Below are 23,959 nucleotides of genomic sequence, written 5' to 3'. Positions count from 1 at the left end.
CCAGTAATTTACTTCGCATACGATAAGTCAAAATGGAACTCAAAGTGAGAGTATTTCCCAAGCTCACTTTCAACCTTTATTGTACCATTTGCCTGTTTGGTAAATAATCCTATAAGCGTGTGACCAAGCGAGCTGGCGCTATTGAATTGCTCTAAATCAAAGCCCACTCCGTTATCTTTGATTGATAAATCCAGCCCCTCTCCCACTTCTTCGGCAAAAATGGTGATCAACCCTTTTTCTGCGCCTTCAGGAAAAGCATGCTTTTGAATATTCGTTAGTACTTCATTTATAACAAAGCCAATCGGCACCATAATACTAATCGGTAAATAAATAGCCTGATTAGGTAGCTGAAGTTCTACCTTGTAAGGGGCGTGGTTAATACCATCTAAAAGAATTAATTGTGCTAACTTGGCGGTGTACTCTACAAAGTTAATTTTAGAGCTATTCTCTTGCTCATAAAGTAATTGGTGTACCAGCGCAACTGAACGTATGCGCTGCTGACAGGCCAATAACTCGTTTGCAACACTTTCTGGCACGTGTTGCTGTTGTAGCTTCAATAAACTGGTTATCACTTGTAAGTTGTTTTTTACGCGGTGATGAATTTCATTGAGCAGAATACTTTTTTCTGCAAGCATTTTGCTTAACCTGTCATTCGCAGCCAGTAACTCAGACACATCTGATATTGTCGCTAAATAGTTGATTTCCATATTATCTGCATAACGCGTAATACATACTTCAACGGGTAACGATTCACTATCTAACGCAAGTAGCGCCTGAAATGGTTCGCTTGTTGGGCTTTGTGTGGTTAGATCATTAATTATATTGGCTATTTCTCGCTGATCTTTCTCCGTAAATACATCAATAAAATTACATGGGCTTAACCCCTGTGTAAACGGCGACAACATCGCAATGGCTTTAGCATTCAACCATTCAATACGCCCTTGCTTATTAAGTAAAATAATCCCCTCAGATACATGGTTTACAACCAGCTTGAAGCGCTCTTCATTCTCAAGCAACTGCTGTTCAAAATACTTACGCTCGCTAATATCATGTGCAGAGCAAATAATATTAGAAGCGGACTCTGCCTGCGTATCAAGATTAGCAACCACAACATCAACAGTGAAAAACTGCTGATTGATCCAAATTTGACTATCAAAACGCTGTTCTATGCCAGTACTTTTCACTTTTTCAATGGCGCTTTGTAGTTGTTTTTTGGTAGTTGGATCACGTTGCCATACTTGGGTATTGGCGAGCTCAAAACTTTGTTTATTAGTATCATTTTGCAATTCATAATTGGCTGTAATCACTTCACCTTGCTCATTAATAATCACAACATGTGACGACAAACCATTGATAATAGAGCTCAAGAACTTTAGCTCTTGATTTAACCCGGCAATCTCTCGCATATCTCTCAAAATACTGACGCTTTGATACTCATCGTTTTCGAAGAAGCTGCCAATAGCTATTTGCAAAGGAATTCGTTGATTATCTTTATCAATACCGTAAACATTACGTCGGTCCAGCATATTCTTTGACTGAGTCTCTTTCGTAAACTCTTTACGATATCCTTGGTGCTTCTCTTTTAACTCACGCGCCATAAGATCTTCAATGAATTTATCGGAAAACTCACTTTGCGAGTATCCAAATAGCGATTGTGCAGCATTATTGGCCGCAAGCACCTTGCCACGATTATCAGCGTGAATAATACCGTCTGGTGATGCATCAAACAGTTTGCCAAATTTGCCAACCGATTGGTTTAGCTTATTGATATGCCAAATCACCAATCCAGTAAATATAATAATCACTAAACAAATCATGGCAGAGGTTAAATAGCTATAAAAAAGCTGAGTTTCAATACGATTTAAAAAAGTGTTATTTGACTGACGTATTTTTGGTAATACCTTTTCAACAATATTATTAACTGCATTCGCGGCTAATGTATCATCCACTTTCACAAGGCTATCTAATTCATCAACGGTAAGTTGCTGGGGTAACGAAAAATGCGTTTCGAGATTAAAGTTATATTCGTTTAATGTGGCTTCAAGCAAAGCTAAGTTTTGTACAACATCCGATTCAGATGACATTTCACGTATTTCTTGCATCAATCGCTGTGCTTTTACATAGCTTTCTTTTGCATCGTGAAAGTATTGATGATCTCTGCGAATAACATAATTTTTAAAATGATGGATATAGCCAGAATAGCCAACCGTGCGCTCTAATTCATGTAGTTTGATGAGTAGCTCGGTATTGTCTGTAACTATTTGCGATAAGCGTGCCTGCTCTTGCTTTAATTTATGAGCATCATAAAAAGTAGTGCTCAGTACAAGAATATTACACAGTATTGAAAGCAACAGAATAAGATTGATTTTAGCAGACTTGGTCATTGTGCTTATCCTAAAGTTCCGTTTACTAGGAAGTTCGACTAATAAGTATTGGTAACTTTATAAATTAAATCAATTTTTTAGCACAATAAAAAAGCCAGCGCATTACGCTGGCTTTTTGACAAGTTGGTAACTTGAGGGATGACTACATCATTCCACCCATGCCACCCATACCGCCCATACCACCCATATCTGGTGCAGCTGGCGCATCTTGTGGAATTTCTGCAACCATTGCTTCAGTAGTGATCATAAGACCTGCAATTGACGCGGCAAATTGTAATGCTGAACGCGTTACTTTTGTTGGGTCAAGAATACCCATTTCTAGCATATCGCTGTATTCGCCAGTTGCAGCGTTGTAACCATAGTTACCTTCACCTGCTTTTACTGCATTAACAACTACTGATGCTTCATCACCTGCGTTAGAAACGATTTGACGAAGTGGTGCTTCCATTGCACGAAGTGCAACTTTAATACCATGGTTTTGATCTTCGTTGTCACCTGTTAGGCTTTCGATTTTGCTAGCAACACGAACTAGTGCAACACCACCACCTGGTACAACACCTTCTTCAACCGCAGCGCGAGTTGCATGTAATGCATCTTCTACGCGGTCTTTCTTCTCTTTCATTTCAACTTCAGTAGCAGCACCTACTTTGATTACTGCAACACCGCCAGCTAGTTTAGCTTGACGCTCTTGAAGTTTTTCTTTGTCGTAGTCAGACGTTGCTTCTTCGATTTGTGCTTTGATTTGGTTAACACGTGCGTCGATTGCACCTTGCTCGCCAACACCATCGATAATAGTTGTATCATCTTTAGTGATAACTACACGCTTCGCTGAACCTAAATCTTCAAGCTGTGCTTTTTCTAGATCAAGACCCACTTCTTCAGAGATTACTGTACCGCCAGTTAGAATTGCGATGTCTTGTAACATTGCTTTACGGCGATCGCCAAAACCAGGCGCTTTAACCGCTGCAACTTTCACGATACCGCGCATGTTGTTAACAACTAGAGTTGCTAGCGCTTCACCTTCTAGGTCTTCAGCAATAATAAGTAGTGGTTTGCTTGCTTTTGCAACAGCTTCAAGTGTTGGAAGAAGCTCACGAATGTTCGATACTTTTTTATCTACAAGTAGAATAAATGGACTATCTAGTTCAACTACACCTTTCTCAGCATTGTTGATGAAATATGGTGATAGATAACCACGGTCGAACTGCATACCTTCAACTACGTCTAGTTCGTTTTCAAGTGCTTGACCGTCTTCAACAGTAATAACACCTGACTCACGACCAACGCGCTCCATTGCATTTGCAATGATGTCACCAATTTCAGTGTCTGAGTTAGCAGAGATCGTACCTACTTGTGCGATTGCTTTTGTGTCTGCACACGGAACAGATAGCGCTTTAAGCTCTTCTACCGCTGCAACTACTGCTTTATCAATACCGCGCTTAAGATCCATTGGGTTCATACCCGCAGCCACTGACTTAAGACCTTCATTTACGATTGATTGTGCAAGTACTGTTGCTGTTGTTGTACCGTCACCTGCTGCATCATTTGCTTTAGATGCAACTTCTTTAACCATTTGTGCACCCATGTTTTCGAACTTGTCTTCAAGCTCGATTTCTTTTGCAACTGATACACCATCTTTAGTGATTACTGGAGAGCCGAATGACTTATCTAAAACAACGTTACGGCCTTTTGGACCAAGCGTAACTTTAACTGCATCTGCTAATACATTTACACCCGCAAGCATTTTAGCGCGAGCATCACCTGCAAAACGTACGTCTTTTGCTGCCATGATTTAATTCCTTAAAATTCTGTTAAAACCGATAATTTAGAAACGAAAAATTAACCAACAATACCTAGGATATTGTCTTCACGCATGATCAAGTATTCTTGACCGTCGATTTTCTCAGTTTTTTCTACGTAAGAGCCGAAAAGCACTGTGTCACCAGCCTTAACTTCTAGTGCACGTACTTCGCCGTTCTCTAACACGCGGCCATTGCCCGCTGCAACAACTTCACCACGTGAAGATTTTTCGGCAGCCGAACCTGTAAGTACGATACCGCCTGCTGATTTAGTTTCTTCTTCAAGACGCTTTACGATAACGCGATCATGTAATGGACGAATGTTCATTATGGGTTTTTCTCCTGATTTAATTTTCTATCTCAGAAATAAGGCCGTTGTGGCCCAAAAAAGTTAGTTATGCAATTTATGGGGATTAAAAAATAGATCCCAAGGGGTTAATTGCAAATTTTTTAGTCTTTTCGTTCAAACTCACCCTCTAATGTATTAGACGGCTTATTTGATTGAATATGAGTCTCAGTAAATTGGTCGCGCTTTGGTGTTTGAGTATGTGTGTATGATGAGTAATAAAAGCCGCCACCTTGCTGTGGATTGGTCATTTTCACCTTAGCTTGCGACATTAAATTAGCGGCAAGACGCTTACGCACAACTGGGGTTAGTAACAAAAAGCCAATGACGTCAGTCATAATACCTGGGGTTAATAGCAACACACCGGCAATAATGACACATAATCCTGCAAATAACTCTTCTGCTGGCATTTGCCCTTGTGCCATTTGAACTTGCACATTTTTCAGTGCATCTGTTCCCTGTTGTTTTACTAATTTAGCACCGACAAAAGCAGTTACAATAACAAGCGCAATGGTACTCCAGCCGCCAATCACTTCGCTGACCTGAATAAGTAGGGCTATTTCAACAATCGGGATAACAATAAAAAGAAAAAATAAGGCTTTAAACATAGCGCTTCCTTAAAAATAGATGAAATGAATATTGGGGTTTTCAGGTCTTAATTCAAGCTTAGAGAAAATTCAGCTTACAGAATCAATCTTTTCGCTGTTATCTAATCACCCTGTTTTAATGATCATTAACGATATTTAATGTATAAAATGTGAGACTTACACATTTTCTGAAGGTTCAGTATGGCTAATTATCAATTAGTGCTAACAACGTGCGCAAAAAAGAATGACGCACATGCCATTGCAAAAACACTATTAGAAAAGAAACTTGCTGCCTGTGTGAATGTCTTACCACAAATTGAATCCTTTTATATGTGGCAAGGTAAAATGGCGCAAGATACGGAAATTAAGCTGTTTATAAAAACCCAAGCGGCTAAAACTCACGTATTAATCGACACATTAAAACAGATCCACCCGTATGATGTGCCAGAAATTCAAGTGATTAATATCACCGATGGCAATGACGAATATTTTAGCTGGATAGATGAGGTACTCGCGTAATGCGCTTTATAACTTTTGGCTGTGTGTTGTTACTAAACACCCTTTTTGCCTTTTTAGGTCAACCGGCAAACGCCAATACCACCTTTAATGATCTTATAAAAACCAATCAACCTCAGTTTTTAAAAGTCGATGAAGCATTCAAAATTGACTTTGATCAGCAAGGCTCAACCTTATTTATAGGCTGGGATATTGCTGATGGTTATTACCTTTATAAAGAAAAACTCGAATTTGTCGCTAAAGGCGCTGATTTAACCTTACCGAAATTATCTAAAGGTACTGACCACGAGGATGAGTACTTTGGTAAAACGCAAGTGTATTTCAACGAGCTTACTACGGTTTCTAAACTCGATAATGTGGTTGAGGGTGCATACGTGAAAGTACGCTACCAAGGCTGTGCAGAAGCGGGGTTATGTTATCAACCTGTGATTGTGGAAATTCCACTAACGGCATTTCAAAGTTCATCAGCTGACAAAACTACAAACGGCAGTATTTCAGAAGCACCAGTAACGACCTCAGATAAACCTAACGGTGAGTTATCACTTACCGACAAATTAAATCAGCAAAGCTTAGTTACTAATTTAGCCATCTTTTTTGTACTGGGTTTAACACTGGCCTTTACACCCTGTGTATTCCCAATGTTCCCGATTCTGTCGAGTTTAATTGCAGGCCAACAAGGGTTATCAACTAAACGCGCGTTCACTTTATCTTTTGTCTATGTGCAAGGTATGGCGATTACCTATGCGTTACTTGGTTTAGTGGTGGCATCACTTGGCGGGCAAGTACAAGGATATATTCAGCACCCTGCAGTACTAATTAGCTTTAGTATTTTATTTGTGTTGTTAGCACTTTCGATGTTTGGCTTATACGAATTCAAATTGCCAGAAAGTTGGATGACGCGCTTAACGCAATTATCGAATAACCAAAAATCGGGCAACTACCTAGGCGTATTTATGATGGGTGTATTGTCTGGTTTAGTCGCCTCGCCATGCACTACAGCGCCATTGTCTGCTGCATTATTATATGTTGCACAAAGTGGCGACTACTTTGTCGGTGGTATTACACTTTATGTGCTTAGCCTTGGTATGGGGATTCCATTACTATTATTAGGCACCTCTGGCGGTAAGTTATTACCAAAAGCAGGCGCTTGGATGGAGCAAGTGAAAACCTTATTCGGCTTCATTATGTTAATGGTACCGCTGATTTTATTAGAGCGCATCGTACCTTGGCATATTATTGTAATGATTGGTTCAGGCTTATTATTAGTAACCGGTGTTTACCTTTATTATTGGCATACCCTTACTACAAATAACAAAGGCAAAACTGCGCTCTGGTTAGTTTCGTTTGTAATGGTGTTTAGTGCACTTACGTCAATTAGCCAACAAATTTGGCCATCTCACTCTGCGAAAATAACAGCAAATACATCTGCTGATGTACACGGCCAGTTTATTCACGTTACTAATTTAGAAGAGCTAGATGCTGAAGTGAGTAAAGCAGCAGCACAAGGAAAGCTTGTGATGTTTGATTTATACGCTGACTGGTGTGTTGCCTGTAAAGAGTTCGAAAAGTACACCTTCCCAGATGCTGACGTGCAAGCAGCGTTTAAAGACTATGTATTAATTCAAGCTGATTTAACAGAATCAAATGATACCACTATCGCTTTTATGGAACGCTTTGATGTATTCGGCTTGCCAACAATTTTATTCTTTGACCGTCAAGGTGAAGAGTTAGCTGACCATCGTGTTACTGGATTTCAAAGTGCTGATGAATTTTCAGTCCACTTAAGCGCCCTTTCTAATAAATTTTAATTACCTCGGTCTAATCAGCAAACCATCCTCCTGCTGATTAGACCAGTATTTTGCTGCTATATTCTGCGAACTCTCTATAATAATACGCCATCGTGAGAAAAACTTGCTATTTACCACAACTAACCTTAAGTTAAACGTGGATTTTATGAAAAATAGCAAACCTCAATGATTTAATAGGAAGTTCACGAAAGATGACTGCACGTTTACGAGTTTTAGTATTAAATGGCCCAAATTTAAACATGTTGGGCAAACGCGAACCTGAAATATACGGTGCGCAAACATTAGCTGAAATAATGCAACACTTAACTCAGTACGCAGATTCAAACAACGTGACACTGACGCACTTTCAAAGTAATAGCGAAGCCGAATTGATCTCTAAGATTCATTCAGCATTTGAACAGGTTGATTTTATCATTATTAACCCTGCCGCATATACGCATACCAGCGTAGCACTGCGCGACGCATTACTCAGTGTAGCGATTCCTTTTATTGAGGTACATCTCACAAATATTTATCAAAGAGAAGCGTTTCGCCATCACTCCTACTTTAGTGATGTTGCAAAAGGCGTTCTTTGCGGATTTGGTGCGAACGGTTACAAAGTGGCATTAGACGCTATCTTGGCCGATCGCTAAACACACATTTAAATAAAATATTATAAGGCGGGTCGTTAGAATGGATATTCGCAAAATCAAAAAGCTTATTGAACTTGTTGAAGAATCAGGTATTGCTGAATTAGAAATCACGGAAGGTGAAGAGTCGGTACGTATTAATTGTCATAGCTCTGCACCAATGGCTGCTCCAGTTCATTACGCTGCGGCTCCAGTTCATTACGCTGCGGCTCCTGCTGCGCCAGTAGCAGCTCCGGCAGCAGCTCCGGCAGCAGCGCCTGTTTCAGCTGAAGAATCAGCAGCGCCTGCAGCTGTTTCAGGTCACCAAGTTAAATCTCCAATGGTAGGTACATTCTACCGTGCATCTTCACCTGAAGCGGCATCATACGTTGAAGTTGGTGACACAGTAAGTGTTGGCGATACACTATGTATCGTTGAAGCAATGAAGATGATGAACCAAATTGAATCTGATAAAGCGGGTGTTGTTAAAGCGATCTTAGTAGATAACGAAGATGCTGTTGAGTTCGACCAACCTCTATTTGTAATCGAATAATACACGCAGAAGGCAACCCTTATGTTAGATAAAGTTGTAATTGCAAACCGCGGCGAAATCGCCCTGCGTGTGCTGCGTGCATGTAAAGAGCTCGGTATAAAAACTGTTGCTGTGCACTCAACTGCAGATAAAGACCTAAAACACGTTTTACTTGCAGATGAAACTATTTGTATTGGTAAACCAGCTGCATCTGAAAGCTATTTAGATACAACTCGCATCATTGCGGCAGCAGAAGTAACTGATGCAGTAGCAATTCACCCAGGTTACGGTTTCCTATCAGAAAATGCAGACTTTGCTGATCAAGTAGAGCAAAGTGGTTTTATTTTCATTGGCCCGAAAGGCGACACTATTCGCATGATGGGTGACAAGGTTTCAGCAATCGACGCTATGCGTAAAGCCGGCGTTCCTTGTGTTCCAGGTTCTGATGGTCCACTTACAGACGACGGCGAGCGCAACAAGCAAATCGCAAAACGCATTGGTTACCCTGTAATCATCAAAGCTGCTGGCGGCGGCGGTGGTCGTGGTATGCGTGTCGTTCGTGAAGAAAAAGAACTAATCGATTCAATTGCATTAACGCAAACAGAAGCGAAGCAATTCTTCAATAATGGCGTTGTTTACATGGAGAAATTCCTTGAAAACCCACGTCATATTGAAATTCAAGTACTTGCTGACGGTCAAGGCAATGCGGTTCACTTAGGTGAGCGTGATTGTTCAATGCAACGTCGCCACCAAAAAGTTGTAGAAGAAGCACCAGCACCGGGTATTACAGCGGAGATGCGTAAAAACATTGGTGAGCGCTGTACACGTGCATGTGTTGAAATTGGCTATCGCGGCGCAGGTACGTTTGAGTTCTTATACGAAAATGGTGAGTTCTACTTTATTGAAATGAATACACGTATTCAGGTAGAACACCCAGTAACTGAAATGGTTACTGGCATCGATCTGATTAAAGAACAGCTAAAAATTGCAGCTGGCCAACCATTGTCAATTACTCAGGATGATATTGTTATTCGCGGCCATGCGATTGAATGTCGTATCAATGCGGAAGACCCTGAAACTTTTATTCCATCACCAGGTAAAATCACACGATTCCATCCTGCTGGCGGCTTAGGTATTCGCTGGGACAGTCACATTTACGCTGACTACTCAGTACCACCGCATTACGATTCAATGATTGGTAAGCTTATTACTTACGGTGAAAACCGTGACGTAGCGATTTCACGTGCTAAAAATGCACTGAACGAGCTTGTAATTGATGGTATAAAAACCAATACCCCACTTCACAAGAAAATTCTTGCTGATGAAAACTTCCATAATGGTGGCACAAACATCCACTATTTAGAGAAGAAATTAGGGTTGTAAATCCTTAGAAAAAAGCCAGCAGTTGCTGGCTTTTTTATTTCTCTAATTTTGACCTGTACAGTTGCGAACATTTAATAATCAATTGATTAATAAAATACATTTTTTACCCTATTGGCTAGTGACAAGGCAATTAAAAGTTCTTATACTTCTCACCGCTTAGTTATTAAGTATCTATAACTAACGCGTCTTAAATGGCCCTATAGCTCAGTTGGTTAGAGCACACGACTCATAATCGTTAGGTCCCTGGTTCGAGTCCAGGTGGGGCCACCATTTTTCTGTAATACTTCCTTATGTATTTTCCTTCTCAATTACAATAATTTAAATTACTTGTGGCAATTCATTGTGTATACATTTTATTCTTGAGTATACTTTTAAGCCTATCTTCTAATTAAAGATTTTTAATATGCGAAAGATATTGCCTTATTCCATCATTGTATTGTGCATCTCTAACTTTGCATTTGCTAACATTCAATCTAAACATACTAAGTTAAATTTTTCGCAACGGGCTTTAACTAGCGATGCTAATCCTGCTAACACTGCATTAGTTGTTAAACGCGATGATAACCATGTAATGACAGGTGCCATGTTCAATGGCACAGCATCACTCGAATATGGTAATTTGGACGAGCTTTTTGAAGCATACAATAAATTATCTGGCGACTTTGAAAAATCAGAACCCACTCCGGGGACGCCAACTAACCCCATAGAAACACCAGATCTCATCGACTGGGATAAATTATTTGAACAATCCCCTAACTTGGAAGACCGATTAGATATATTAAAAAATGAGGTGGTGTCGCTCGCCAGCTTGCTTGCACTTATTGCAACTGAAGGCTATGGTAAAGCTGAATTGGGCATAGAAGCCCCGTTTTTGCTAAGTTCTGATTTTTATGGTGGTACGGTATTACTCGGCACTAGTTATACCGGCTACTCAAAAGCTGAGGGGATTTTAGAGCAGATACAATTTGATGCAGAACAAGCAAAAAGTGAGTTAATGCGAATACCTGATTTTGATGAAAATGATGGGGTTCAAGAACTGGATTTAAGTGCTGGATTGAAAATGCTGTATAACCCACAAAATAAAGGGGTTAAATTAATTGTCACAAACGATAGCCTATTGCTTGTTAAATCAGCGCGTATTAGTAAAGTAAATTTATCCTATTCGCGCGCTCAATATGAAAATGATTACGGCACATTATATTGGGGCATTAAACCTACCTATTACAATATTGGTATGACTAGTTTAGGGGTACGAATTGGCGACTTAGAAGATTCAGAAGCCATTTTCGATGATATAAGAAATGGCGATTACAGTTATCAACATGGCTTTGATGTTGACTTTGGGTTGTCATTTGCAAGTAACAATTACCTCATTGCCGGCCATTTAAAAAATGCCATAGAAAGTGACTATCGCTTCCCGCAAGTTGATAGACGTCGCTTTAAATCCCCTTATGTACTTGAGCAACTCGACAAAAATGAAAAATTTACACTAGAACGCCAACTCACCTTGCAAGGCGCCCTATTCAGTGAAGACCATAAATGGAGTTTTAGCCTTGAAGTAGATGCTAATGCCATTAACGACCCTATGCTTGATAAATTCCAATGGCTAAATTTCACAGCAGGTTATGCAGCAGATAGTTGGTGGTTACCCAGCGCTCGAGTTGGCTTTAGTCGTAACTTAGCAGGCTCTGAGTTAGCCTACTTGAATGCAGGCTTAACTTTTATGAAGTTTATCAATTTAGATGTTGCGTCAACGCTAGATACTGTTGAAATTGACGGGCAAGATTATATGCGAGGACTCAGTGTATCTTTGGGTATTCAGTTCGATTATTAATAACCTTTATCGAACTCATTCCTTTAGAATGTTTAAGCTCGTTTACATTTGTTTATATTTCAGATGATTCAGATATAGACGCAGAACAAAAAATGAGCAACTATAAATTTACTTAGATAACAACTAAGTACTCTTTTTGGGTAGCAGCAAACATTTAGAACAGAATTTATAATAAGGATGCGGAATGATAAGCTTAATTCTATATTTCACACTGCAGTTACAAGCGAGTGGCATAGCTATGGACACGGATACAGGCGCAATACTTTCAGATGTTGGTGGTGCTGAAATTATGGGGTCAAACCCAAAAGATAAGCCTCAAAGACCAACGAAGCCACCAGAGTAATACTGGATTATTGGAATAAAAAAGGCGCTTAAAGCGCCTTTTTTAAAATGCAGAATCTGCTGGGTAATTTCTACCATAGAATATTTCATGCATTTCGCGTGAAAGCTTGTGACGAATTTCCTGCTGCTCATCTTCAGATAAATCATCTGTTGTAATACCGAATAAATACGCATTTAAGTCGGTTTCTTTAAGCATCATTTTAGTATGGAACAAGTTTTCTTGGTATACATTCACGTCAATCATTTGATACGCGTCTTGCGTGTCTTCAGTCATAAAGTTCTGAATTGAATGAATATCATGATCGATATAGTGCTTTTTGCCGTCTACGTCACGAGTAAAGCCGCGCACACGGTAATCGATTGTCACAACATCAGATTCTAATGAGTGGATTAAAAAGTTCAACGCTTTAAGTGGTGAGATAACACCACAAGTTGATACTTCAATATCTGCTCGGAAAGTACAAATACCGTCATAAGGGTGCTCCTCAGGGTATGTGTGTACACAAATATGGCTTTTATCTAAGTGTGCAACAACTGAGTCTGGTAATGGACCTGGCTCTTCTTGCTGAGCTGTCGCATCGGCTACTGGCTCTTCAGAGATAAGAATAGTTACACTAGCACCTTGAGGGTCGTAGTCCTGGCGAGCAACGTTTAGAATATTTGCGCCGATGATATCAACTACTTCACCTAAAATATCGGTTAGGCGTTCAGCACTGTACTGTTCATCAATGTATTCAATGTATTCTTTACGTTGTTGTGGTGTTTTTGCATAACACACGTCATAAATACTAAAACTAAGGCTTTTTGTTAAATTATTAAAACCGTGTAACTTTAGTTTTTTAAATGGCTTTGGCACTATAAACCACCCTCAATTGTATAAAATAATCGCGATTTCGCTTTTGAAGAGGGCGGATTTTATATGAAAATCCCCCCGCGCAAAAGTACTATTTTTGCTATTCTTCAATGATCTCGTAACTGTGTGTAATATCGACTGTTTTATCTAGCATAAGTGCTACTGAACAGTACTTTTCAGCCGACAAACTAATGGCACGTGAAAGGTGCTTTTCAGACACATCTTTACCAGTAACTACAAAGTGTAGATTAATTTTAGTAAAAACTCGTGGAGTTGTTTCTGCACGCACAGCAGAGAGTTTTACTTCAAGGTTGGAAAAGTTTTGTTTTGCTTTATTTAGAATGCTAACAACATCAACAGAAGAACAGCAGCCTGCTGACATTAAAACCATTTCCATAGGGCTTGGCGCAGCGCTATCACTGCCTGTATCAAACACCACATTGTGGCCCGAGTTAGAAAGCCCAACAAAGGTATCTCCGTCGACCCATTTCACATTTGCTTGCATTGTTTACACTCTTGTTTATTAATCTACAATCGATTGTATGTAAGCAACACAAGATAGCAATAAAAAGCGCTAACTAACAGTGTGAATATAGCTAGGAAACAGCAGAATCAAATAAGTTTTTAACGAGCCCTGAAAACTCATCAATAAAGGCATGTTGTTCAATCGTAACAGGTTGATTAACAACGCCCGATAGTACTTCCTGTAGATCGTACACAATACCATCAACTTCACGCATAATCACACTGCGATCATCAACGCTTAAGTCGTCATGCTGCATGCAAAAATTAATGATTTGCTCAGCAATATCATCTTCAATCAGTGCCATTACTGTAGGCGCGCCTGGCCGAACTTCTCCCGGCTTTTCGAACAAGGATAAGTGTTCTGTTAAGTACATGATAAGCTCATCATAACCTTGCTGATCAATTACCATTTATTTATCTACCTACTACGTGTATTTGATATGACTATTTTAAGCAGATTAGTTAAATAAATACTACCCTGCACTTTTTTATTACTTCTAATACCAATTCTGATAACTATGTGTTTAGCTATTACACTGATGAACGCAAATGCTTACCACACGAAGCTTTTTAATGTAGCTGAGCTACATCAATAAGTTTCAGCGCAATTCGCTCTACAGCTAACTCGCCAAAAAAGTTGGCTATTTAAGTAAACTGGTATCACCTTTCTTCCAATAACTATAGACATAAAAAAAGCAGCTTGCGCTGCTTTTTTACAGTTAAAACTTATTACTAAATTTTAATGCCTGGGCTTAATGTTGCTGGCATTGCTACTTTTTCAAGCTCTACCGAAGCAACTGGGTATGCACAGTAATCAGCTGCATAGTATGCACTTGCTCTGTGGTTACCTGATGCACCAATACCACCAAATGGTGCGGCACTTGAAGCACCTGTAATTGGACGGTTCCAGTTAACGATACCGGCTCTGATACGACGTAAGAAATGGTCGTAATCAGCTGCGTTATCACTTAATAGGCCTGCTGAAAGGCCGTAGTCAGTATCGTTACCTTTATCGATAGCTGCATCGAAATCAGTGTAACGGAATACTTTTAACAATGGACCGAAATGCTCATCGTCAGGGAAATCAGCAATATTTGAACACTCAATAATGGCTGGTGTAACAAAACCAGTGCCCGTAGTGTGTGTCATTTCAATTAGTGACTCACCACCTAGAGATTGAAGCTGAGCTTGTGCATCCATCATTGATTTAGCAGCGGCTTCTGAGATCATTGAACCCATAAACGGTTGATCTTCATCATCGTAAAAACCAACTTTAATTGCTTTAGTTGCTTCAATTAACTGTGACAAAATCACATCGCCTTGCTCACCTGCAGGTAAGAATAACTTACGCGCACATGTACAACGCTGACCGCTCGATACGAACGCAGATTGAATAATATCGTGAACAACAGCTTTAGTGTCTGCAACATCTTTAACGATTAGTGGGTTATTACCACCCATCTCTAACGCTAAAATTTTACCTGGCTGGCCGCCATATTGCTGGTGAATTAAATGACCAGTACGCGATGAACCCGTAAAGAATAAACCATCAATACCACGATGAGATGCTAGCGCCTTACCTGTTTCAACTTCACCTTGAACTAGGTTAATTACACCTTTAGGTAGACCCGCTTTTTCCCACAATTGCAGAGTTAACTCGGCAACCATAGGTGTAAGTTCTGACGGCTTAAAGATAACTGTGTTACCAGCAAGTAATGCAGGAACAATGTGACCGTTAGGCAGGTGTCCAGGGAAATTATAAGGACCAAATACAGCAACAACACCGTGTGCTTTATGACGAATTACCGCACGACCTTGAGGCATTGGGTTTTCAACAGTACCTGTGCGCTCTAAATACGCTTTTTCAGAAATACCGATTTTGCCGATCATTGCGCCAACTTCTGTTGCTGTTTCCCAAAGCGGTTTACCCGTTTCAAGTGCAATGGCTTTGGCAAGCGCATCTTTATTTTCAGCAAGCTGTTCAGCAAACTTTTTAACAATCTCTAAACGCTGTTCAAATGTTAAATCTGTCCAGCTATAAAACGCTTCGCGTGCTGCGTTAATTGCTGCGTCAACTTGCTCTGCTGTTGCAGCCGTTGCTGACCAAATTACTTCCCCTTTTGCAGGGTTTAACGAGCTGAATTCAGCTCCTTCACCAGCTAACCACTGGCCATTTATAAACTGAGCGGCGTGAGTCATCTCAATTTCTCCTAACTATTTAAAGTGGTGCGATAGTGATCACATCACCTTCTGAAACATGTAGCGCATTTGCAAATTCAGCAGACAAAGTAACTGTCTTGCTGTTTGCATCCAAGGTCATTGTCGATAGTAACGCTCTAAAGTCAACCAACTTGTGGTTTGACAGCATAAAACTTGTCGCTGAGCCTTGTGCCATATCACCAATTACCACAGTGCGGTTTTGGCAATCGCGGATTGTTTTGATGTTACTAATATCAGCTTCTACCGTTGGCCCTGCATCAAAAATATCTACATAGCCGTTAAACGTGAAGCCTTCGCTTTTTAGTAACTCAATTGCTGGACGGGTTTTATCATGTACCTGACCAATTACCGCTTGTGCATCTTTACTAAGTAAATTTACATAAATTGGGTATTTTGGCATTAATTCAGCAATAAACACTTTCTGGCCAATACCTGTTAGGTAGTCTGCCGTTGGAAAATCCATTGAGAAGAAGTGCTCTTCTAACCATTGCCAAAACGGGCTTTCGCCGTTTTCATCAGATACACCGCGCATTTCAGCTAATACTTTACTCGCAAAGCGCTCTGCATGCGCATTCATAAACATAAAACGCATTTTTGATAATAACTTACCATTTCCACCTTGACGGTAATGATCTTGTAGGTACAAAGTGCATAGCTCTGTTGCACCGGTGTAATCATTACATAAGGTAAGAATATCTACCGCTTTGTAAACATTAAGTTCACGCGACGAGTGGATCACCTTGCTTAAGTGATAATGGTAAAAGGCATCATCTAAGCCAACTGCCGCTTCAATTGCAGATGTACCGACAACTTCGGCAGTCGCCAAATCTTCCATTACAAACAAATAACCCTCATCCTCAGGATGAGAAACCGATTTGCTAAAGCTTTGCTCCGAACGCGCTATTTTGCGCTTAAGCAGGTCTTCATTTTGTGGCAAAGACGTGAAGCCATGACCTGAATCTTCAGCTATCTTCATTAAAGCTGGATAATCCGAGCTTTTAATCGGACGAACGATAATCATTAGTAGCCCCTATATTAAAATTAAGAAAAGCAGCCAAATGCTGCTTTCCTGTCTTTGCTCTTAGCCTTTAACAACCTGTGCCACTGCTTTTGCAAAGCGAGCCATACCTTCGCGGATATCAGCTTCTGGAATTACCAATGATGGTGTAAAGCGAATTACGTCTGCACCGGCAACAAGCGCCATAACACCGTGTTCAACACCCGCTGTCATAAACTCTTTTGCACGACCTTTGTATTCGTCAGTTAACGCTAAGCCAAGTAGCAAGCCTTTACCACGTACTTCTGCAAATACGTTGTGTTCTGCATTAATTTCAGCAAGTAGCTCTTTGAAAAGTGCTTCTTTAGCCGTTACACCTTCAAGTACTTCTTTTGTGTTTACGGTGTCAAATGCCGCTTCAGCTACTGCACATGCTAGCGGGTTACCGCCGTATGTAGAGCCATGCGTACCCACTTTTAAGTGTTTAGCAATCTCAGTTGTTGTAAGCATAGCACCAATTGGGAAACCACCACCTAGCGCTTTCGCTGTAGATAAAATGTCAGGTGTTACACCTAAGCCTTGGTAAGCGTATAAATCGCCTGTACGGCCTACACCAGTTTGTACTTCATCAAAAATAAGTAACGCATTGTGCTTATCACATAGCGCACGTACACCTTGCATAAATTCGCTAGTTGGGCTTACAACACCACCTTCGCCTTGCAGTGGTTCAAGCATTACTGCACAGGTGTTATCTGAGATAAGCGCTTCTAATGATGCTAAGTCATTGTAGTCAGCGTGCGTGATGTCGCCAGGTTTAGGACCAAAGCCATCTGAGTAAGCCGCTTGACCACCTACAGTTACGGTGAAGAATGTACGACCGTGGAAACCTTTATTAAATGAAATAATTTGTGATTTTTCAGCACCGAAATTATCAAGTGCCCAACGACGCGCTAGCTTTAATGCAGCTTCGTTAGCTTCTGCACCTGAGTTTGCAAAATATACTTTGTCTGCAAATGTCGCTTTAGTTAGCTTTTCAGCTAGGCGAAGTGCTGGCTCATTAGCCCATACATTTGAAAGGTGCCATAATTTTTCACCTTGCTCTTTCAATGCTGAAACAAGCGCTGGATGACAGTGACCTAAGCAGTTAACTGCGATGCCACCGGCAAAGTCGACATACTCGTTATCTTGTTGATCCCATACTCGTGAACCTTCACCTTTAACCGGAATAACCGCAGATGGCGAATAGTTAGGTACCATTACTTGGTCAAATAATGCTCTTGAAACTGTCATTTTAACTCCTCATTAATTTTTCGGTACACAAGGTTTTATTACACTTTTGTGTTACCTAAGCCCGCTAAATCGGGCAAAATTCGGACTGACATTATTCCAGAAAATTCCCCTACTGTCTTCCTTAAAAATAGCCCTAACACCTTTAAATACAAGGCTTTCGGATAATATTTCATGTTATATGAATAACTATTTTGTTTAACACACCTATCTGCTACCAAACTTCACTATGTAAGCTAGTGAATTACTTTGTTTAGTGAAATTTATTCACATTGCATGAATAGGCGTAAAAAATTACGAAAAAAGTAAGAATAATTATCGCTCAATGCGTAATTGCAGATTCTGCAAGCTGGTACTTGCTAATAATTTGAGTTCTTTGCCGCTAAATTGATAATGGGTAAACAGCGCTTTTGCTTCGTCGGGTTCGATTAAGGTATGTTTTTGTAAGAACTTATAATAACTGTATGCGCGCCCTTTCAATACTGTTTGCGCTAACGGTAAACACTCGTCAAATGGTTTATTCTCGGCGATATCATGCATAGCCTGCGCAATAGGAAGATATTTTAAGCTCATATGCTCTAACAACTTACAGGACAAACGCGCACCTTTCTCTACCATCAAGTTTCGTAAAAATAAGGCTTCAGGTTTTATTTCTGAGAGCGCGCTATGGCGATCTTTATTACCATTTTCGCGCGCTTCACGGGAGTTTTGCTCCCACAGCGCATCAAATAGTCGAAGATAGAGACGAATTAACGCCATATTTCCTAAACCATGAAACATTCCCAGTACGAATGGTTTGTAGCCATCTTCTCCCTTTTCTTCAGCTAAACTGCGCGATGCAATTCCCGCAGCCATACCGGTTTCCCATAGCTTGCGTTTTAACATTTGGAATGGCGCAGTACTGTGGGGTGTCCAGTGCTTTAATGAAAATGTCGGTACAATCAGCTTTAAGTTTTCAAGGCCAATATAACGCAGCGCAAGCGACGGGTTATCGACTCTTACTGCTTTAGCTGGGTCTTTTTCAGGGCGGTATTGTGGCAAATTAATAAACTTAAGGATCTCCTCACCTAACCAATGTAAATCAGTGATAAGTGGGTCGATGCGACCAACCGAGGCTGATTTAACCGCCAAAATGTCCAAGGTTGCAGGAATATTGTCTTGAATTTGAATAATTTCTTTATAAATGTATTCAACATTATCCATGCATCTATCTATTCCATCTTCGATTTGCTGGTGCAGTTCAGCATTTACATCGGCAATAAATTGATGATTACGAGAGTCTTGTTTTTCACGGGCTTTTGCCGCAACTTGCTCAACTTCTAACAGCTTTCGTACCGGCAGGGGCTCACCGTAATTTACATCGAGCGTATGAATATAACCAATTTGCTGCTGCGCAAACTGCTGACCCAACAATAAGTCGTGAAATCGACCAATTAGCATTTCTGCTTGCCATTTTTGCTTTGTCGCTTTATTCATGTAAAAAACGATTACCGGTACGTAGTTATAAAGTTGTTTAGTAGTGCTAATCCAGATTGCGTTAAAATGGCTTCGGGGTGAAATTGAACCCCTTCTAATGCCAAGTTCTCATTCTTGAGACCCATTATTTCGTCTTGTTGTCCATCTGCATCCACGCTCCACGCCGTAACACTTAAATCTGTTGGTAAACTTTGCTTTTCAACGATTAAAGAGTGATAGCGACAAACCTCTAATGGATTTGGCAAATTAGTGAATACACCTTGATTAGTATGAATTATTTTTGATGTTTTACCATGCATTACTTGTTTTGCTCGTACCACTTTCGCACCTAATGCTTGCGCGATCGTTTGATGACCAAGGCAAATTCCGAGTATTGGCAACAGGCCTTTTAGTTGATGCACAACATCAAGAGAAACCCCGGCTTCGTTTGGCGAGCATGGGCCAGGTGAAATAACAATGTATTGCGGTTTTAACTTGGCTATTTCAGAGACTGTGAGCTCATCATTGCGCACCACTTTCACATCAACATCAAGGCGCTGGAAGTACTGCACTAAGTTATAAGTAAACGAATCGTAGTTATCGATCATTAACAACATGGATGCACCTATGTATAGAAAAGCCAGGCTAAACCTGGCTCTTGCTTGGCATTATGTGGCCAAGATTATGGGCGTGGGATCATACCTAACGCATTGTAAACCGATTTAAGCGTCGCTTCTGCGCGTGCACCAGCTTTTTCAGCACCAGATTTCATAATGCTGTTCAGCAATGTTTGGTCTTCGCGAATTTCTTTAAAACGCGTTTGAATTGGCTCAATCATACTAACCACAGCTTCAGCTGTGTCTTTTTTCAGGTGGCCGTACATTTTATCTTCGTACGCTGGTACAAGCTCTTCAATCGATTTACCTGTTGCCACTGAAAGCAAGGTTAATAAGTTTGAAACACCTGCTTTTTCTTGCGGGTCAAAATAAATGCGTGCTTGTTCGTCTGAATCGGTAACAGCTTTTTTAAGCTTCTTTTCAATCTTTTTAGGTTCATCTAATAACATGATGTAACCATTTGGATTGTCGTCAGACTTTGACATTTTTTTGGTTGGATCTTGCAGGCTCATTACGCGCGCGCCAAATTCTGGAATGTATGGCTCCGGAATTTTAAATACGTCGCCATATAAATTATTAAAGCGTGTTGCGATATCGCGCGTTAATTCTAAATGCTGCTTTTGATCTTCACCTACTGGCACCTGATCCGCTTGATACAGCAAAATATCTGCAGCTTGTAACACTGGGTAGCTAAACAAACCAACATTAATGTTATTCGCATTTTTAGCTGACTTATCTTTAAACTGCGTCATGCGGTTAAGCTCACCCATTTGTGCATAACAGTTTAATACCCAGCTAAGCTGTGCGTGCTCTGGTACTTGTGATTGTACAAATAGCGCTGATTTTTCAGGATCAATGCCACAAGCTGCATAAAGCGCAATACCATCTAATACACGTTGCTTTAACACTTCAGGTTCTTGACGAACTGTAAGCGCATGCAAATCGACCAGCATAAAGTAACAATCATGATCTTCTTGTAATTTAAGCCACTGGTTAATGGCACCGATATAATTACCAATTGTCATACCGCCGGTGGGCTGAATGCCACTTAACACTACAGGCTTTGTCATGATTTTCCTTTACTAATTTAATTTACAAATAAGGCCGACAATTTTAAATGCTTCAAGATTGGAAGCAAGCATTTGTCGACCTGAATTTCACATTTTTTAAGATTTTACGTGAGACAGTTGCTCACGCATTTGCTCGATTACGTGCTTGTAGTCAGGCTGATTGAAAATTGCCGAACCTGCAACGAACATGTCTGCGCCCGCCTCAGCTATTTCAGCGATATTATTCACATTTACACCACCATCAATTTCTAAACGAATATCGTAGCCAGATTGATCAATCAACTTGCGAACTTCGCGCAGCTTATCAAGTGTATTTGGAATAAATTTTTGTCCACCAAAGCCTGGGTTAACCGACATTAGTAAAATAACGTCTAGTTTATCCATAACATATTCTAAACAACTTAGCGGTGTTGCTGGGTTTAGTACTAAGCCTGCTTTGCAACCATGCTCTTTGATCAATGAAAGTGTACGGTCTACGTGCTCGCTTGCTTCTGGGTGGAATGTAATTATGCTTGCACCTGCATCGGCAAACATTGGAATAAGTGTATCAACTGGCTTTACCATTAAATGTACATCAATCGGCGCTTCAATTCCGTAATCACGTAATGCCTTACACACCATTGGTCCAATTGTTAAATTGGGTACGTAGTGATTATCCATCACATCGAAATGCACCACATCAGCACCAGCTTTTAAAACATTGTCGACTTCTTCACCTAGACGCGCGAAATCAGCTGACAGAATAGAAGGTGCAATTAAATACTGCGACATAACACTACCTCAAATTTTTTTGTTAACACATTGAACGGAAAGAGGGAATTGCTCAATTACAAGCAGCACATACTGTAACCTATTTTTTCTTAAAATTCACCTTTACAAATGGTTAACATTTATAACATAATTTGAGATGGAGTAGTTGTATTTTGCGTTAAATTACCGTTGTTTTGTCCCTAAAACTTGGTTAAGCTTTAGTCATGTTACTAATAGGAAGAGGCAGAACATGATGTTTAGCAAATGGATAAAACACACGGTGTTGGCAACAACTATTACGGTGTTTTCTGCAGCTTCGTATTCATTAATTGCAAAAAGTAACACCACATCACACGGCTGCAACTGCCCTTCAAAACTCCAAGTCGCGAGTACTGAATATTTCCCAACTGGCAGCTGCCAAGCTCGGGCTGCAAATCAAAGCTGGTTTTCTTGGTTCATTGGAAAAAGTCGCAGTTCTCAATTTCATTATCTAGACTTACTTGAACTGCTTGAGTCAGGCAAAAAAGAAGCACAAGCGAATTATCCAACTCACATAAGATAAGGAGCGTTATAATGCAGTATTTACAAGCCGTTTTAGCTGCATTATTTGGCGTACAGAGTAGCAAGCGACAACATCATCACTTCAAAAACTTATCGGTAAGGTACTTAATTGTGCTTGGTATTGTACTAACAGTCGCCTTTGTTTTAACAATTACATTTGTTGTTCAGCTGGTTGTTAGTTAAATCTCGTAATCTACGTCAGCTTTATACAGCGCCATTAACTCACCCACTTTATTACGCTTATTTCCTTTCGGACTAATTGTGCGTTTTACTTGGATCACATCAAGACTAGCTTGCGCATAAATTTTACGTGTCCATAATGTGTCATGATTAGAAATTAAGACGGAATTACCTTGGTTAAACGCCTGACTTTCAGCCAAATTAGCAAGGTTAGCTTGATCATCTAAATCAAAGCCACCTTTAGCATAACTAGTAAATGATGCCGTTTTGCTTAAGGGAACATAAGGAGGATCGCAATAAATAACCGCATTTTCCGGAATAGCTTGAAATACTTCTTCGTAGTTTAAGCACGTAAAGGTCGCTTGCTGCGCTTTTTCTGCAAAAAAATACAATTCATTTTCAGGGAAATAGGGGCGTTTATATTTGCCAAATGGTACGTTGAATATGCCTTTTTTATTGTAACGGCAAAGACCGTTATAACCGTGACGATTCATATATAAAAATAGAATCGCACGTTCATAGGCATCTGATGACGCATTGAATTGTTTACGATACTCATAATAAACATCAGCATCATTATTTACATCAACAAACAATTTCCGCGCATCGGCAATAAACTCATCTGGATTATCTTTTAATTCGTTGTAGAGATTGATGAGATCTGCATTAATATCATTCAAAATATAATGCTTAAATTGCGTATTTAGGAAAACAGAACCAGCACCAACAAAAGGCTCAACTAACGTATCTGCTGTTGGTAAGCGCTTAGAAAGCTCTTCAACTAAACTGTATTTGCCGCCTGCCCATTTTAAAAATGCGCGTGTTTTTTTGTTCATGCTAGCTGGTATTTATTGTTTATAATTCACGTCGAGGGCAGCTATTCTACACTAGCTCACACTAGTAAACTATGGCTTTAGTTATTTGCTTGAATTTGCTGTTGAATTTTACCTACTGATTTGACAAACGCGCCTTGATTTAAAAGCATTGCTGGTAGCTCTACTCTCGCTTTTTGTGCTTTTGCCATTGAGCTGTATAAGCCATACGTTAAACCATGTAAACTAGCTTGATTGCTCTTTATTTCAAATATATGTGTATTATCTAAATTCAGGTTTTCAACTGTTTGTGATATCACTTCTAGATCGCGCACCACCATAAGCTGAATTGTAAAATAATTTGCTGGCTGTGCAATAAACCACTCGTTACCGGTTGAGTTTTTTGGCTGCTGCTCTGGCTGCTGCTCTGGCTGCTGCTCTGGCTGCTGCTCTGGCTGCTGCTCTGGCTGCTGCTCTGGCTGCTGCTCTGGCT

The 23,959-nt window shown here is 40.2% G+C and carries 25 protein-coding genes and 1 tRNA gene; 10 read left to right on the top strand and 16 right to left on the bottom strand.

Features of this window, described 5'->3' with window-relative positions; all coding sequences use genetic code 11:
- Positions 1-8: 8 nt before the first annotated feature.
- From AN214_RS14090 to AN214_RS14075, 4 genes are all read right to left on the bottom strand, one after another.
- The gene (locus AN214_RS14090; protein ID WP_054980306.1) at positions 9-2,384 is read right to left on the bottom strand and encodes a PAS domain S-box protein; all 2,376 of its coding nucleotides are present in this window, start codon (positions 2,382-2,384) and stop codon (positions 9-11) included.
- Between the two features lie 142 nt (positions 2,385-2,526).
- Positions 2,527-4,173, bottom strand: coding sequence for a chaperonin GroEL (groL, locus tag AN214_RS14085; RefSeq protein WP_054980305.1), 1,647 nt, complete (start codon positions 4,171-4,173; stop codon positions 2,527-2,529).
- 50 nt (positions 4,174-4,223) lie between these two features.
- Positions 4,224-4,511, bottom strand: a complete 288-nt coding sequence (locus tag AN214_RS14080) for a co-chaperone GroES (RefSeq protein WP_010562115.1) — start codon at positions 4,509-4,511, stop codon at positions 4,224-4,226.
- Positions 4,512-4,633: 122 nt separating this feature from the next.
- Complete coding sequence (locus AN214_RS14075; RefSeq protein ID WP_054980304.1) at positions 4,634-5,137, bottom strand: FxsA family protein; 504 nt, start codon at positions 5,135-5,137, stop codon at positions 4,634-4,636.
- A 180-nt stretch (positions 5,138-5,317) separates the two neighbouring features.
- Here AN214_RS14075 and cutA point away from each other — a divergent pair, with 180 nt between their 5' ends.
- The 8 genes from cutA (at position 5,318) to AN214_RS22735 (ending at position 12,140) form a co-directional block, all read left to right on the top strand.
- The gene (cutA, locus tag AN214_RS14070; protein WP_054980303.1) at positions 5,318-5,635 is read left to right on the top strand and encodes a divalent-cation tolerance protein CutA; all 318 of its coding nucleotides are present in this window, start codon (positions 5,318-5,320) and stop codon (positions 5,633-5,635) included.
- Positions 5,635-7,440, top strand: a complete 1,806-nt coding sequence (locus tag AN214_RS14065; protein ID WP_054980302.1) for a protein-disulfide reductase DsbD — start codon at positions 5,635-5,637, stop codon at positions 7,438-7,440. The genes cutA and AN214_RS14065 overlap by 1 nt, the downstream gene beginning before the upstream one ends.
- A gap of 191 nt (positions 7,441-7,631) precedes the next feature.
- Positions 7,632-8,072 (top strand): type II 3-dehydroquinate dehydratase, encoded by a 441-nt coding sequence (aroQ, locus tag AN214_RS14060; protein WP_054980301.1) that lies wholly within the window; start codon positions 7,632-7,634, stop codon positions 8,070-8,072.
- Between the two features lie 40 nt (positions 8,073-8,112).
- Positions 8,113-8,601 carry an acetyl-CoA carboxylase biotin carboxyl carrier protein gene (accB, locus tag AN214_RS14055; protein ID WP_054980300.1) on the top strand — a complete coding sequence of 163 codons (489 nt, stop codon included), beginning with the start codon at positions 8,113-8,115 and terminating at the stop codon, positions 8,599-8,601.
- A gap of 21 nt (positions 8,602-8,622) precedes the next feature.
- Positions 8,623-9,963, top strand: coding sequence for an acetyl-CoA carboxylase biotin carboxylase subunit (accC, locus tag AN214_RS14050; RefSeq protein WP_054980299.1), 1,341 nt, complete (start codon positions 8,623-8,625; stop codon positions 9,961-9,963).
- Positions 9,964-10,156: 193 nt separating this feature from the next.
- Positions 10,157-10,233 (top strand) — tRNA-Ile (locus AN214_RS14045).
- Positions 10,234-10,366: 133 nt separating this feature from the next.
- Entirely contained in the window at positions 10,367-11,797 is a 1,431-nt protein-coding gene (gene traF, locus AN214_RS14040; protein WP_082428584.1) for a conjugal transfer protein TraF, read from the top strand.
- 184 nt (positions 11,798-11,981) lie between these two features.
- Positions 11,982-12,140, top strand: a complete 159-nt coding sequence (locus AN214_RS22735) for a hypothetical protein (protein ID WP_161805689.1) — start codon at positions 11,982-11,984, stop codon at positions 12,138-12,140.
- A 42-nt stretch (positions 12,141-12,182) separates the two neighbouring features.
- Here AN214_RS22735 and speD read toward each other — a convergent pair whose 3' ends face one another.
- The 10 genes from speD to rpe form a co-directional block, all read right to left on the bottom strand.
- Positions 12,183-12,995: an adenosylmethionine decarboxylase gene (gene speD / locus AN214_RS14035; protein ID WP_054980297.1), complete on the bottom strand. Its 813-nt coding sequence runs from the start codon at positions 12,993-12,995 to the stop codon at positions 12,183-12,185.
- Positions 12,996-13,092: 97 nt separating this feature from the next.
- On the bottom strand, positions 13,093-13,497 hold the full coding sequence (locus AN214_RS14030) for an OsmC family protein (protein WP_054980296.1): 405 nt from the start codon (positions 13,495-13,497) through the stop codon (positions 13,093-13,095).
- 91 nt (positions 13,498-13,588) lie between these two features.
- Positions 13,589-13,927, bottom strand: coding sequence for a DUF3802 family protein (locus AN214_RS14025; protein ID WP_054980295.1), 339 nt, complete (start codon positions 13,925-13,927; stop codon positions 13,589-13,591).
- A gap of 322 nt (positions 13,928-14,249) precedes the next feature.
- Entirely contained in the window at positions 14,250-15,716 is a 1,467-nt protein-coding gene (gene astD / locus AN214_RS14020; protein ID WP_054980294.1) for a succinylglutamate-semialdehyde dehydrogenase, read from the bottom strand.
- 19 nt (positions 15,717-15,735) lie between these two features.
- A complete protein-coding gene (gene astA, locus AN214_RS14015) occupies positions 15,736-16,758 on the bottom strand; it encodes an arginine N-succinyltransferase (protein WP_054980293.1) in 1,023 nt (340 codons plus the stop codon).
- 60 nt (positions 16,759-16,818) lie between these two features.
- Positions 16,819-18,024: an aspartate aminotransferase family protein gene (locus tag AN214_RS14010; protein ID WP_054980292.1), complete on the bottom strand. Its 1,206-nt coding sequence runs from the start codon at positions 18,022-18,024 to the stop codon at positions 16,819-16,821.
- 312 nt (positions 18,025-18,336) lie between these two features.
- On the bottom strand, positions 18,337-19,497 hold the full coding sequence (locus tag AN214_RS14005) for an HDOD domain-containing protein (RefSeq protein WP_054980291.1): 1,161 nt from the start codon (positions 19,495-19,497) through the stop codon (positions 18,337-18,339).
- Between the two features lie 11 nt (positions 19,498-19,508).
- Entirely contained in the window at positions 19,509-20,093 is a 585-nt protein-coding gene (locus tag AN214_RS14000) for an aminodeoxychorismate/anthranilate synthase component II (RefSeq protein ID WP_054980290.1), read from the bottom strand.
- Between the two features lie 65 nt (positions 20,094-20,158).
- Positions 20,159-21,163, bottom strand: coding sequence for a tryptophan--tRNA ligase (trpS, locus tag AN214_RS13995; protein WP_010562130.1), 1,005 nt, complete (start codon positions 21,161-21,163; stop codon positions 20,159-20,161).
- Positions 21,164-21,259: 96 nt separating this feature from the next.
- Positions 21,260-21,934: a ribulose-phosphate 3-epimerase gene (gene rpe / locus AN214_RS13990; RefSeq protein WP_054980289.1), complete on the bottom strand. Its 675-nt coding sequence runs from the start codon at positions 21,932-21,934 to the stop codon at positions 21,260-21,262.
- A 229-nt stretch (positions 21,935-22,163) separates the two neighbouring features.
- Between rpe and AN214_RS22840 the strand changes: the two genes are divergently transcribed.
- The gene (locus tag AN214_RS22840; protein WP_152960773.1) at positions 22,164-22,475 is read left to right on the top strand and encodes a hypothetical protein; all 312 of its coding nucleotides are present in this window, start codon (positions 22,164-22,166) and stop codon (positions 22,473-22,475) included.
- A gap of 11 nt (positions 22,476-22,486) precedes the next feature.
- Positions 22,487-22,657: a DUF2970 domain-containing protein gene (locus AN214_RS22250; RefSeq protein WP_082428583.1), complete on the top strand. Its 171-nt coding sequence runs from the start codon at positions 22,487-22,489 to the stop codon at positions 22,655-22,657.
- Here the strand turns inward: AN214_RS22250 and AN214_RS13980 are convergent.
- On the bottom strand, positions 22,654-23,490 hold the full coding sequence (locus AN214_RS13980) for a Dam family site-specific DNA-(adenine-N6)-methyltransferase (protein WP_010562134.1): 837 nt from the start codon (positions 23,488-23,490) through the stop codon (positions 22,654-22,656). The two genes, AN214_RS22250 and AN214_RS13980, sit on opposite strands and share 4 nt — an antisense overlap.
- 77 nt (positions 23,491-23,567) lie before the next feature.
- On the bottom strand, positions 23,568-23,959 hold a 392-nt coding region (locus tag AN214_RS22880; protein WP_200911135.1), incomplete at its 5' end, for an SPOR domain-containing protein.

The organism is Pseudoalteromonas sp. P1-9 (genome assembly GCF_001399975.1).
GTDB lineage: Bacteria > Pseudomonadota > Gammaproteobacteria > Enterobacterales > Alteromonadaceae > Pseudoalteromonas.
The sequence above is the reverse complement of the archived record's forward strand: the minus strand, read 5'-3'. Positions and strand labels throughout refer to the sequence as shown.